The 12400-nt window shown below is 60.0% G+C and carries 11 protein-coding genes, 1 tRNA gene and 1 pseudogene; 9 read left to right on the top strand and 4 right to left on the bottom strand.

From position 1 onward, the window contains the following. Nucleotides 1-134 precede the first annotated feature (134 nt). The 7 genes and pseudogenes from Q7S58_RS22280 to Q7S58_RS16760 all read left to right on the top strand — a co-directional run. Nucleotides 135-296: pseudogene (locus Q7S58_RS22280) on the top strand (3'-5' exonuclease); the annotation flags it as partial. A 120-nt stretch (nt 297-416) separates the two neighbouring features. Next, on the top strand, nt 417-1745 hold the full coding sequence (locus Q7S58_RS16785) for a 3'-5' exonuclease (RefSeq protein ID WP_304828411.1): 1329 nt from the start codon (nt 417-419) through the stop codon (nt 1743-1745). Nucleotides 1746-1822: 77 nt separating this feature from the next. Further along, entirely contained in the window at nt 1823-2494 is a 672-nt protein-coding gene (locus tag Q7S58_RS16780) for an SOS response-associated peptidase (RefSeq protein WP_304828408.1), read from the top strand. A 468-nt stretch (nt 2495-2962) separates the two neighbouring features. Then, a complete protein-coding gene (locus Q7S58_RS16775) occupies nt 2963-3799 on the top strand; it encodes a hypothetical protein (protein WP_304828405.1) in 837 nt (278 codons plus the stop codon). Between the two features lie 371 nt (nt 3800-4170). Further along, nucleotides 4171-5271 (top strand): hypothetical protein, encoded by a 1101-nt coding sequence (locus tag Q7S58_RS16770; protein WP_304828403.1) that lies wholly within the window; start codon nt 4171-4173, stop codon nt 5269-5271. A gap of 833 nt (nt 5272-6104) precedes the next feature. Then, nucleotides 6105-6620, top strand: a complete 516-nt coding sequence (locus Q7S58_RS16765; protein WP_304828401.1) for a DUF2924 domain-containing protein — start codon at nt 6105-6107, stop codon at nt 6618-6620. After that, nucleotides 6613-8295 (top strand): recombinase family protein, encoded by a 1683-nt coding sequence (locus Q7S58_RS16760; RefSeq protein ID WP_304828398.1) that lies wholly within the window; start codon nt 6613-6615, stop codon nt 8293-8295. The genes Q7S58_RS16765 and Q7S58_RS16760 overlap by 8 nt, the downstream gene beginning before the upstream one ends. Before the next feature lie 169 nt (nt 8296-8464). On the opposite strand, the gene Q7S58_RS16755 is transcribed toward Q7S58_RS16760, so the two are convergent. The 3 genes from Q7S58_RS16755 to dksA form a co-directional block, all read right to left on the bottom strand. Beyond that, nucleotides 8465-8540 (bottom strand) — tRNA-Ala (locus Q7S58_RS16755). Between the two features lie 23 nt (nt 8541-8563). After that, complete coding sequence (locus Q7S58_RS16750; protein WP_304828395.1) at nt 8564-9430, bottom strand: UTP--glucose-1-phosphate uridylyltransferase; 867 nt, start codon at nt 9428-9430, stop codon at nt 8564-8566. Nucleotides 9431-9463: 33 nt separating this feature from the next. Further along, a complete protein-coding gene (dksA, locus tag Q7S58_RS16745) occupies nt 9464-9820 on the bottom strand; it encodes an RNA polymerase-binding protein DksA (RefSeq protein WP_304828392.1) in 357 nt (118 codons plus the stop codon). Between the two features lie 70 nt (nt 9821-9890). Between dksA and larC the strand changes: the two genes are divergently transcribed. Beyond that, nucleotides 9891-11087 carry a nickel pincer cofactor biosynthesis protein LarC gene (gene larC, locus Q7S58_RS16740; RefSeq protein ID WP_304828389.1) on the top strand — a complete coding sequence of 399 codons (1197 nt, stop codon included), beginning with the start codon at nt 9891-9893 and terminating at the stop codon, nt 11085-11087. Beyond that, nucleotides 11084-11737, top strand: coding sequence for a radical SAM protein (locus tag Q7S58_RS16735; protein WP_304828387.1), 654 nt, complete (start codon nt 11084-11086; stop codon nt 11735-11737). The genes larC and Q7S58_RS16735 overlap by 4 nt, the downstream gene beginning before the upstream one ends. A gap of 26 nt (nt 11738-11763) precedes the next feature. Here the strand turns inward: Q7S58_RS16735 and Q7S58_RS16730 are convergent, their stop codons facing one another. Further along, nucleotides 11764-12174, bottom strand: a complete 411-nt coding sequence (locus tag Q7S58_RS16730) for a carboxypeptidase-like regulatory domain-containing protein (RefSeq protein WP_304828384.1) — start codon at nt 12172-12174, stop codon at nt 11764-11766. Nucleotides 12175-12400 lie beyond the last annotated feature (226 nt).

Below are 12400 nucleotides of genomic sequence, written 5' to 3'. Positions count from 1 at the left end.
GATCCCCCTCGTCACCTGAAACACCCACCAGCAGCAGCGGATGAGCCACTTTCGACCTCCAAACCCTTAACCAAGTAGCGACCCCAACTCATCAGCACAGAAAAACTCGTGACTGTTCGGCATTTTTCCGCAGCCTGCTAGAGAGCCGTGAAATCCCGATCGCCTCGCAGGCCGGCAAAGGCTTCTTTCGCCGCCAGGAAGTCCAAGACCTGATCGCAATCGCCAGGTCAATTGCAGATCGTCGCGACACGCTGGCGCTCGGCGCTCTACTTCGAGGACCGCTGGTAGGACTTACTGAAGAAGAAATCGCCAATGAGATCGATGTTCTTCAGCAAGCAACAACAAGCGCGCATCGCCTTAACCTGTGGACCGATCCGGCAATCATCAAACATGTAGTCCTGAAGCAGACACTCACCGTGTTACAAAACTTGGCACACAAGGCCCGCCGCACGACGCCCTACCACCTTCTTGCGGAGGCCGTGGAGGAGCTTCACGTCCGGCCGATCCTCAAGGCGCGCCTGCCACGCGGAGCCGAACGAGCGCTGGCTAATGTTGAACTTGTACTGGAAATGGCGCGGGCATACGCAGGGCGCGGCATCGGTGATTTTGCCCGCGCACTGTGGCAGCGTTGGGAAGATGGAGACGCTCAAACCGAAGGCAGGCCGGATGCCGAGGCGGATGCGGTGTCGATCATCACCATCCATTCGGCGAAAGGTCTGGAATGGCCCATCGTCATTCCTATCAATTCCACGACCCTTCTCTGGTCGGACATGAGTTTCCTCTATCGCCGCCGTGACGACAGCGTGCACTTTAGAGTGTTCGACTTTCCGAGTCTCGATTATGAGGCCGTTGGTCAGGAGGAAACGGAAGCGCTACGTCGCGAACGCGTGCGTCTTTGGTACGTCGCTCTGACCCGTGCGCGGGACTTGCTTCTTCTGCCGAAGCAAAACGAACGAATTGGGACCGATTGGCTTAGCCTCATCAATCTCGATATTAATACGCTCCCCCTCTTTGATGGTGCGCGATTCAGAGGTTTAGCGCCTCAGCCCGTCTCCAGCAGCGGCAATGCCCAGGATGTCCCGACATGGGAACGCGAAGCGGCCGCAATTGCTGCGGCGCAGCGGAGCATCTCGTGGCATCAGCCCAGTCGCCATGAGGGATCGTTCGTCCCGATAGAAACTCCCGACGAGGTATTCGTCGGCGCCGAGGCGATCTTGGAGAGCCTGCCTGCGGCAGCCGAAAAAACCATGATTCAGGGCGGTCGCGAACGGGGCTTGGTTCTGCACAAGCTCATGGAAGAGGTGCTTACCGGCGAATTAGCCGATGACGTAGCCACGCTCCAAGCCCGCGGCTCTGAACTCCTTACGCAACTTGGGATCGATGATGCGGAAGATGCTGCAACTGGTCCGTCCAGCCGCGAGATGGCCTCTGTCGCGCAACGTACGCTCGAGCTTCCGGAAATTGCGGAGTTGCGTCCTAAGCTGTTGCCGGAGTTCCGGGTCTATGCGGCTGCGGTCGTTGATCAAACTGCGTCGCTCACCGCTGGCATCGCAGATGCAGTCGTTATTGAGGCAGGGCGCGTTGAAGCGGTTATTGACTGGAAGAGCGACGTGAATCCGACAGCGGCTGATATCGAGATGTATCGCGGGCAGGTGCGCGACTATCTGAAAGCGACTGGCGCTGGGTTGGGCCTGATCGTTTTCCTCACATCGGGCCGCGTTCAGCGAGTGCAATCGGCAGATTAATGCGGCTTAATTCAGCCAGGAGCAATTTGCGTCGCTTGCTGTACGGCCATCACGGGCTGAGTTAAAATTGCCCCGCTATGTGTGGTCGATACACGCTGACGCGCGGTGATCGCAACTCGCTTGCTGCTGAGCTGGGCGTTCCGGCCGGCCACTTGCGCGATTATACGCCCCGCTACAACATCGCGCCGACGCAGCGGCATTTCATCGTCACGACCGAATTTGAAAATCGAAAGGTCATGTCCGCACACTGGGGCTTGGTTAATCGCTGGGCGAAGGACAACTCGCGCGCCAGCCAATGCATCAACGCCAAGGCCGAGACCGTTGAGGTGCGCCCCTCGTTCCGCGACGCCTTCAGAAAGCGCCGCTGCGTGGTGCCGGCGGACGGCTTTTATGAATGGACCGGGCCGAAGAGTGCTCGGCGTCCGATGTGGATTCATCGCGCCGATGGCAATCTGATCCTCTTCGCCGGCTTGTATGAAGACTGGTTTCCCGAAAAGGAGCGGCCCGAGACGACCTTCACGATCATCACCTGCGAGCCCAACGCGGTGATGCGGCCCATTCATAACCGGATGCCCGTCATTCTCGACAACCGCGCCGCCGATGATTGGATGAATCCTACCGAAGCCGATCCGCTCTCGCTCAAACGGCTGCTGATTCCCGCGGCTGACGATGTCCTGCTCGCACAGCCTGCATCGCCGCTCGCCAACAGCGTCAAGAACGACGGTCCAGAACTGCTTGTCGCTGAGTAGCATGTCAACGTCGGTTGAATATTGACCCACCTAAGTGGAGGGGGTCGCCGAAGTGAACTGAACCACCTTGCGGCAGGTCTGATCAGGGGGAGTGCGAGGGGGAACTTCCCCCTCGCTGCTCCGTTAATGTTTGGCGGCTTTGTTGGTTGGAGCAGCGAGCAGTCCGCCAAAGCGCACCGACTGAACCGCGGGCGGAGAGAAATCCGGCAAAATCGGCGACGATCCAAGCCAGCTGTGATGCTCCAGTCCGCTTTGATTGCCATGAACCCGCGCACACGCGCGCATTTCGCGCATATCTGCGGAGAATGCTCAACATCGAGGACTGGGTGGCGGAGCGAGGGGGATTCGAAACTCCGAACCCCTTTTCCCAGAAGCAGTCCCGAGGAATCGCGGGTTTCTGAGCGTCTTCAAGATGTAAAACAATGCTAGGATCTGGCAAGTGAAGGTGTCATCGGGGAGGCGCTTAGGATGATACGAATATTACCCAAGGATGTGGCTCAGATCATCGAGCAGCAATATCCGTGGACTTTCAATTGGCGCGACCATGTCAGCGACAGGGACAATTCAAGATATCGTGCGGGAATTATGCACGGCATCCTTGAGCTGATTGACATGATTCCAGAAGAGCTATTGGTATTTGACCCGAAAACGAACGGACACTTCATTTTGGCGTTGGCACATCTTCGGGCCAATGTCGCGATTGGAACTCACAATCCTAACCAATTTCAGTGGCCGCAAATGTTGCTCCCCGGTCAACTTGGTGACGAGGATTGCCTGTCCATCGTAAAGAACGCGCTTGCAGACTGTCCTGATCAGGCACCATCCCAATCGACGCTCGGAATGAACTTCATTCCTGATGCTGAACTACGGTCCTCACTGCTCGTGGATCTGAGATCGGCAGAGCAAGCATTAGCCAACGGAGAATGGAAAGTATGCACGGTACTTTCCGGCTCGATTATTGAAGCCGTACTTCTTGCAGTCCTTAAGCGACATTCACAGAGTGAATTAGCGGCGGCGGTTGCCAAGCGGTCGACAGGCGTGCCCAAAGACTTGCCAACTGACAACTTGACTTCGCAACAGTGGAGTCTTCACCACTATCTTCAAGTTGCGAAACAGCTACACGAGATCGAGGGGGAACTGTACGACGCGTGTCTTCTTGCGAAAAATTATCGGAATCTGATTCACCCGGCGGTATCCGAACGAAAGAAGGCGGTCTGCGACAGAGGAACGAGCTATGTCAACGTTGGGGCTGCCTTTAGGCTCATCGATGCAGTCGAGCGAAGGTATGGCACGTCTTCTCCGTAAGACCGGCGTCACGGCAGGTCACAGTCTGGTTGGTTTCGGAGTTGGTCCGATGAGAATTCCAGGAAGTGATGAAGCGCTTGAGCACCTGGCTCGCTGGGCGGCCCGGGAGCGATGGAAAGAAGAGTGTATGCGAGCCATCGCTGCCCACTTTGAACCGGTGTGCGCAGAGGCCGGCATGACCGAGGACGAACTCACCGAGGCCCTCGGCAAGTTCCATTACGAGATGGTCGAAGCATGCGCCTTCGAGGACTTTTGTTCGCGCCGGGCTGCTTCGATGCGCGACAACGTTATCGACGACTACCTCGACCAGCGCGGTTTGGAAGGAATCGCTCCAGGCTCGCGACTATCTGCGCGCGTTGCGCGGCTCGGTGATGAGCCTCTACGAGGTGGACGGGGTGAAGCCGGGGCGCGGCCTGGTGCTGCGCGACCTGGTGCGCGGGGGAGAGCCGGTTGAGGTGGACGAACTGCTTGGTTCGCAGAGCGCGGCGATATGGGATCGGATTGCCGCGCGAATTCTGACCATCGGCGGTCGCCACTATCTCTCCGGCGCCGTCCTTAACTTCGAGCAGGAACCGGCCGATGCGGTGTTACGTATCTTTCGCGTAAGCCCCGAGCGGGCGAAGCGCTCGATCGCTGAACGCCTGCCAGCGCTGACCGAAAAACAGATGCGCGAACTCGACGAGTTGCTCGCCGATCGGACCATCGCGCTCGAGGGCGGTGCGCGGGTCTTCACTTTGATATGGCTTGACTACACGCTTCGCCAACTCAGGGCACCGCGGCCGGCTCTAACCAACTTCGACGGCGAGGAGGTCGTATTCACGAAGGTAAGGCTCGCGGTTGCCAAAGAGCACCGGGCCGAGGTGGCGCGGCTTCTCGACCAGGTGCCGGAACTCGCGCGCGAATCGAAAAGCGAATACTGGAGTTGGCATCGTCAGGACGGTGAGCAAGGCGGCAAAAGACCCGAAGACGGCATGTCGCTTGCCAGTTGGGATGAGACCGGCGCACTTGTCCTCGGCCATATGGAACTGCGGGGCAAGTGGCTGGTACTCGAAGTTAATTCAGCCTCCCGCGCCGAGCGCGGCAAACAGATGCTCATGAAGCTTCTGGGCGGGTTAGTTGCAACGCCGGTAACGGAGACCCAGAGCGTGCAGAGCGCGCTTGAAGAGCATCGCGCCCGCAAGCGTTCGTCGGCCGAGGAGGCCGCGCTCAAACTTCCATCTGAGGAGACCGCGCGTGTCATGCAGGAGCTTCTTGATCGCCATTACCGCCGGGTGATCGACGAACCGCTCCCCGCGCTCGGTAACATCCCGCCACGTGAGGCGGTTCGCACTCCGGAGGGGCATCAGAAGGTGATCGGCTGGCTCAAGAGTCTTGAGAACGGCGAGGGCCGCCGCGCCAAGAAGGACGGAACGCCGCCGTACGATTTCAGCTGGATGTGGCGTGAACTCGGAGTGCTGGAAGAGCGGCACTAACGGTTGTGGCTAGAAAAGCTCCGAACGCGCCGGAAAGTCTAGCGTCTTGAGATCAGGCGCCGTTGAATCGCCGGAATGCATTAGTTCGAGCGATCCGTCATCTCGGTTGTTGCCGCCGATTCCGTAGTTGGGTGTGTTGTCAGTCAGCATCGTCCCCAGATGTAGCTCTGAAAGAGAAGGGGCCGAGCCCTTTCGAGCCCGGTCCCCTTTCCCACGCCGTGGTCAAACTACTTCTTAATCTTCACCTTCGGGGTCAGTGCCGCTGATCCATAGCGTTTACTGAAACACTTGCGGCATCGACGATCCCGCCGCTTGATGAAGCTCGGCGCCAGGTCATCGCTCCCGCAGTAGCGACAAACGAGTTTCTCTGACTTCGACTTGCTGCCCATCTCCTTCCGGAGCGGCCGTGCGGACTCAGCCTTTTCCCGACCCGCTTTCTTCGGGGCCGATGTTGAGGAATGTCCCGCAGGCTTATGCTCGTTTACCTTCGCCAGTTTCGCTTGTTCCATTTCGCTCTAAACTCCTTGAGCTGTAAGGGCTCGTCGGGATGTTTGCTCTAGTCGGAGCGTGAAGCGAGTGGTTTTCCCCAAATTTTCCAACACCATTCGCGCAGAAGGGTAGAGGCCCGGCGATTGGCGCATCGATGGTGTGCACGATCGAGGCGATTGGAAGGCGAACGGGAATCGCGGCGGAGAAGAGGGGGCCTTGGCCAGAGCCGACATTTTGCCCGAAATCTCCCGTCGTACACGACTGGCTCTGTGCCGCGAATCGAGCAATGTGTGGTGTCGTGGGGCCGCCAATAGGGGCCCCCTCGAGGAGGACCGCATATGAGCTTGGATAAGCTGAAGGTCGCGAAACATCGAGAGAAACGATTTATGAAGCGGCGGGCGCCCGTTCTGGACCTTGGTGCGCTCAGCGACGAGATTTCGGGTCTATCGAAGGCTGGTATCACGGACCTTCGCGAGCGGTGGAAGACCTTGTATGGCAGGGAGCCGTCAGGCCATATCGGCCGTTCCTCTCTGATTCGGGTAATCGCCTACCGCCTCCAGGAAGGGGCTTTCGGTGGTCTCAAGCCGTCCGCGCAACGGATCCTTGACCGTGTTTGCGATGGCCGCGGAGAGGTTGGTCAGGAGGGCATTCCGCAACGGCGAGCCAGTGCGGGGACCGTACTAATCCGGGAGTGGCGGGGGGTCAGCCACCGGGTCACTGTGCTCGACAACGACGTCGTCTACCGCGGTCGGCGTTACAAGTCGCTGTCGGAAGTAGCGCGCGCAATTACGGGGACCCGTTGGTCGGGACCTCTGTTCTTCGGACTCAAGCGCCGGGCCAAGGAGGCGGTACGTGGCTAATATCTCGATCAGGCGTTGCGCAATTTACACCCGCAAGTCGTCGGAAGAAGGACTCGAGCAGGACTACAACTCGCTGCACGCGCAGCGTGACGCATGCGAGGCGTACATCAGGAGCCAAGCGGGCGAGGGCTGGCGGCTAGTCAAGACGGCTTACGATGACGGCGGCTTTTCGGGCGGTAAGATGGAGCGACCGGCGCTCCAGCAATTGCTCGCTAACATACGCGACGGTTTGATCGATGTCGTGGTCGTATACAAGGTAGATCGACTCACCCGCTCGCTCGCCGACTTCGCAAGGATGGTCGAGTTGTTCGACGCTCATGCGGTGTCGTTTGTGGCGGTCACCCAGCAGTTCAATACCACCAGCTCGATGGGGCGGCTCACCCTCAACGTGCTGCTATCGTTCGCGCAGTTCGAGCGCGAAGTTATCGGCGAACGCATACGCGACAAAATCGCCGCCTCCAAGCGCAAGGGAATCTGGATGGGAGGCGCTCTCCCAATCGGATACGACGTCCGCGACCGCAAATTGGTGATCAACGAAAGCGAGGCCACAACCGTACGGCACATTTTTGAGCGCTACCTGGAACTCGGCAGCGTCCGGCTTTTGAAGAAGGATCTGGACAGCCGCGGAGTTGTGTCGGCCACCAGGGCGTCAAGAAAGGGCAACACACGCGGAGGCAAGCCATTCTCGCGCGGAGCGCTCTACAACCTGCTCTCCAACCCAATCTACGTGGGGGAGATCCGACACCGGACCGAACGCCATCCGGGACAGCACGACGCCATTGTTAGCCGCGAGCTGTGGGAACGGGTCCAACAACAGCTACGCAGCCGGGCGGTCCGGCAGGGTGAAGGCCGCAAGACCGAGGCAACGCTAAGTCCGCTGGCAGGGAAGCTATTCGACGAAAGCGGCGAGCCGCTCTATGTGCAGGGCGCGGCAAAGGGTCAACGCCGCTACCGCTATTACGTTTCTCGAAGACTGGTCAGAGGTGAGTCGCAAGACGCAGAACAGGCGTGGCGGATATCCGCGCCAGAAATCGAGCAGACCATCTCTGCTGCGGCTCGGGAGATTCTCAGCGACCGGGCAGCGATCGCGCTCGCGCTTGAAGAGTCTGGCACAGACCCTAATCAGCTGAAGCCAGTTCTCGAGTCTGCTCAGGTGTGGACTGAACGGCTGCGATCCGAGAGAGAAGCCGCATCAGCGCTTAGCGAGCTAACGGAACGGGTTGAGCTCAGCCGCGAGGGTTTCCATCTATTGTTGAAGTTACCGCTGCTACCTCCTGGAACGGAAAGCCGTGCACCTACGGATCATCTTTCTCTCAAGAAATTGCTCCCCATGCAGGTGAAGCGCCGCGGTGTCGAAATGCGGATGGTACTCGAGGGCGACTCCACACCCAGCCGGGTCGACCTTCCGCTGCTCAAGGCAGTCGCCCGCGCCCGCCGGTGGTCGCAAGACCTGATCGCAGGCCGCGTACAGTCGGTTGGCGAGATCGCGAAGCGGGATGGTGTCGCGGCTCGGTATGTGCGAGAGCTGATGCCGCTTGGATTTCTGGCACCCGGAATTGTCGAGGCGATTGTCGAAGGCCACCAGCCGCCCGAGTTGACCGTCATCGACCTCACCCGACGGATCGATCTCCCACTGCTGTGGACCGAGCAGGGGCAAGCGCTCGGAATCCAATAGACTGCACCCACAGATGGAACCACCCAAATCCCGCGCGGATAGGTTTTGGCGGATTCCTACGATTAGCGCAGCAAAAGACCCTCTCTGGTTCCATGGGTGATCGCGAATCGCGCGCACAGGCGCAGATTTCGAGCAATTCTCCCGAATATCCGGAAACGCAAGGACTGAATGGTGGAGCAGAAGGGATTTGAACCCTCGACCCCTACGTTGCGAACGTAGTGCTCTCCCAGCTGAGCTACTGCCCCATCCGTGGCCTGAGACGCAAGTATTATTGCGCGATAATTGACTGCAAGTAAGCTCGCAACCTATCAGCGAGATCAGGCCGTTTCAAGCCGAACCCGATTTGCGCCGAGATGAACCCGACGCGATCGCCCAGGTCGTAGCGGATGCCCTCGAACTCGTAGCCGAAAATCTTGCGCCGTTTCGAGAGCGCCATCAGCGCGTCGGTGAATTGAATCTCGCCGCCGGCGCCCGGCTTGCCCTCCGCCAGCAACGCGAACACTTCGGGCGTCACGACGTAGCGCCCCATGATCGCAAGGTCACTCGGCGCATCCTCGATTGCGGGCTTCTCGACCAGGCCGCGCAATTCGTAGAGCCGCGGACCGGCGGGAATCGCATCGACGATTCCATACTTCGAGATTTCGCTGCGCGCGACTTTGAGCAGCGCCACGACCGGCGCATCCTCGGCTTCCGCGACGTCGAGCAACTGCCGCAGACACGGCCGCGGGCAATCGAAAATGTCGTCCGGCAGCATCACCGCGAACGGCTCATTGCCGACCGCCTCGCGCGCTTGCAGCACCGCGTGACCAAGGCCGAGCGGACTCCGCTGCTCCGCGACGACGATCTTCGCCGGATTGTTGCTGCGCCGCACGATCTCGAGTAGTTCCCGCTTGCCGCGCTCTTCGAGATGGCGCTCGAGTTCGCGATTGCGGTTGAAATGATCGATCACCGTCGTCTTGCCGGGGCTGATCACGATCACGATCTCCTCGATCCCCGACGCGATCGCCTCTTCCACCACCATCTGGATCGCCGGCGTATCGATCACCGGCAAAATTTCCTTGGGGATCACCTTCGACGACGGCAACATTCGCGTACCCATGCCCGCCGCAAGGATGACTGCCTTCCTTACTTTCATATCGCTTCGCTTCTATTCAGGGTTGTGCGCGGCTCAGCTTTTCTGCTCGCGAGCTTCCTGCGCCGATTTGCATCCGATGCAGAACGTGGTCACCGGGCGCGCCTTCAGCCGCTCGATTCCGATCTCGCCGTCGCACTCTTCGCAGCGCCCGTATGAGCCGTCCTCGATTCGATCGAATGCCTCGTCGATTTTGCCGAGCAGCTTGCGCTCGCGATCGCGCATTCGCAAAAGGAACGTCCGGTCCGATTCCATCGCCGCGCGATCGGTCGGGTCCGCAAACGCTTCTTCCGGCTCATTCATCATGCCCAGCGCGCGCTCCGCCTCTTGCAGAATCTCGCGCTTGCGCCCGTCGAGTAATTTTCGGAACAGCTTGAGGTCTCTTTGCCTCATTAGGTGATTGGCCCGTCAGTAGCCAAGTTTTTGATTCTATCGGCGCCCTGATACCATGTAAAGGTTAACGATGAAGACCGCGTATCTTGATGCATTCTCTGGGCTGAGCGGCGACATGATCGTCGGCGCGATCCTCGACTGCGGCGTCTCATTCGACAACTTCGAGCGAGCGATCGCTGCCGTTGCGCTCTCCGGCTACAAGCTCTCGACGCGCCGCAAAGTCGTCAGCGGAATCTCGGCGGTCAAGTTCGATGTCGAGGTGACCGAGCCGCAGCCCGAGCGCCATTTCGGCGAAATCCGCGCCATGATCGATTCTTCCGCGCTCGCCGATTCGGTCAAGCGCCGCGCGATCGCGATCTTCGAGGTGCTCGCCGCGGCCGAAGCGAAGATTCACAACACGACTCCCGACCACGTTCACTTTCATGAAGTCGGCGCGGTCGATTCGATCATCGATATCGTCGGCGTCGCGTGGGGCCTCGAACAACTCGCCGTCACCGACCTGATCGTATCGGCGATGCCGATGGGTTCCGGCTTCGTGCGCTCGCAGCATGGAATCATCCCGGTGCCCGCGCCCGCGACTGCGGAATTGCTCGCGGGATTTCCGGTGCGCCTCGGCGACGGTATCGGCGAGATGGTCACGCCGACCGGAGCCGCAGTGGTGCGCGCGCTGGCGCGTCCCGCCGAACTGCCGCTCAGCTTCAAAGCCGAGAAAATCGGCTACGGGGCAGGCACTCGCGATTCATCCGATCGCCCGAACGTCCTTCGCATGATCGTGGGCGCCGAAACTGGCGCTTTCGACTCTGACGAAATGATCGAAATTTCAGCCAATATCGACGATCTCAATCCCCAGATTTACGACCACCTGATGGAGCGACTCTTTGCCGCGGGCGCGCGCGACGTCACGCTCACGCCGACCGTGATGAAGAAAGGACGGCCCGCGATTACGCTTGGCGTGATCGCCGAAGCCGCGCGGCGCGAGGAACTTGCCGCGGTGATTTTCGCCGAGACCTCGACGATCGGACTCCGCTATCATCCGGTCGCGCGCCTCAAGCTCTTTCGGGAGACCCGCGAAGTCGACACGCGATGGGGCAAAATTCGCGTCAAGTTTTCCAGCGCCAACGGACATTCGCCCGCGACTATTTCGCCCGAATACGACGATTGCCGCGCGGCTGCGAATCGCCACGGCGCAGCGCTCAGAGACGTGATGGACGCGGCGCGCGATGCGGCCCGCGCGACCGTCGCACCGCATCACACTCACCAAAAATGAAGTCCGAACGGCTGCACATCAACGAAATCTTTTACAGCATCCAGGGCGAATCGACCTATGCCGGCCGCCCGTGCGTGTTCGTGCGCCTCACCGGATGCAATCTCCGCTGCCAATGGTGCGATACCGAGTACGCATTCTACGAAGGCCGCCGGATGTCGATCGCCGAAGTCGCACAAATCGTCGATAGTTACCGATGCGATCTGATCGAAGTCACCGGCGGCGAGCCGCTGCTGCAGGAAGGCGTGCACCCGCTGATGAACACGCTGCTCGACGCGGGCAAGACCGTGATGATCGAAACCTCGGGTGCATCGGACGTGAGCAAACTCGACCCGCGCGTGATCAAGATCATGGATCTCAAATGCCCCGGCAGCGGCGCATCCGCGCGCAACCTCTGGAGCAATCTCGAGCATCTCGGCGCTCGCGATGAAATCAAGTTCGTCGTCGCCGACCGCGCCGACTACGAATGGGCGCGCGCCGCGATCGCCGAGCGCGGACTCGGCGCCCGCGTCAACGCGATCCTGCTGAGTCCCGTCTTCGGGCAACTGGATCCCGCCGCGCTGGCCGCCTGGATTCTCGAGGATCGGCTGCCGGTGCGGATGCAACTACAGATGCACAAACATATCTGGAGTCCCACCGCCCGCGGCGTTTAGCGCCTCTCGGAGAGCACCGCCGCGCTTCAGCGGATACCAGTGTCAAGGTGGATATCGAGGCGTTGCGTCTGTCCCGCGACGATGGTGACGGTGGCCGGCAAATCGTGGCTGAAGAGCGCGCCCTGCAGCGACGGCATCGTCACCGTGTAGGCGCCCGGCGCGAGATTCACGCTAAAGCGGCCGTTCGCGTCGGTCTTTGGCGACGATGCGAGCTTGCCGGATGCGTTCGCGATATCAATCTGCGCATCCACCACCTCGCCGCCGGTCGGCGCTCCTTGCCCCGGTTGAAACATCGGGCTGAGCGGCCCCCTCGTAACCTTGCCCTGGAGAATTCCGCCGGTCGAATCGGTTACAGGTTGGCTCATCGATTTGTTCACGCATCCCGCAACTGCGATCGCTATCGGCAGCACCGTCGTCAGGACTTTCCAGAGCTTCATCGATCGAGTCTGCGCCAGCGCGGCAGCAGGCTGCAAGCAACCGGCCGGGGCGACATCGCGAAACATGCCCAAAAGCATTTTCTAATCAATCGATTCGACGTGCAGGCTCTGCGCTTCCCACAACGTCCGGAAGCGGCTCTCCCGATTGGCGATTAGCGACGCCCAATCGCCCGATTCAACTATCGTTCCGTTCTCGACCACGTAGATCAGATCGGCCGCGCGCACC

This window comes from Candidatus Binatus sp. (assembly GCF_030646925.1).
In the GTDB taxonomy this organism is placed as follows: domain Bacteria; phylum Desulfobacterota; class Binatia; order Binatales; family Binataceae; genus Binatus.
Note: the sequence above shows the minus strand (reverse complement) of the source record. Positions and strands in the feature narration are given on the sequence as shown.

Bases quoted from the DNA above. Each gene is read 5' to 3' on its own strand.
- Q7S58_RS16780 (WP_304828408.1), top strand. From the start codon at position 1,823: ATGTGTGGTCGATACACGCTGACGCGCGGTGATCGCAACTCGCTTGCT.
- Q7S58_RS16775 (WP_304828405.1), top strand. From the start codon at position 2,963: ATGATACGAATATTACCCAAGGATGTGGCTCAGATCATCGAGCAGCAA.
- Q7S58_RS16770 (WP_304828403.1), top strand. From the start codon at position 4,171: ATGAGCCTCTACGAGGTGGACGGGGTGAAGCCGGGGCGCGGCCTGGTG.
- Q7S58_RS16750 (WP_304828395.1), bottom strand. From the start codon at position 9,430: ATGAAAGTAAGGAAGGCAGTCATCCTTGCGGCGGGCATGGGTACGCGA.
- dksA (WP_304828392.1), bottom strand. From the start codon at position 9,820: ATGAGGCAAAGAGACCTCAAGCTGTTCCGAAAATTACTCGACGGGCGC.
- larC (WP_304828389.1), top strand. From the start codon at position 9,891: ATGAAGACCGCGTATCTTGATGCATTCTCTGGGCTGAGCGGCGACATG.
- Q7S58_RS16735 (WP_304828387.1), top strand. From the start codon at position 11,084: ATGAAGTCCGAACGGCTGCACATCAACGAAATCTTTTACAGCATCCAG.
- Q7S58_RS16730 (WP_304828384.1), bottom strand. From the start codon at position 12,174: ATGAAGCTCTGGAAAGTCCTGACGACGGTGCTGCCGATAGCGATCGCA.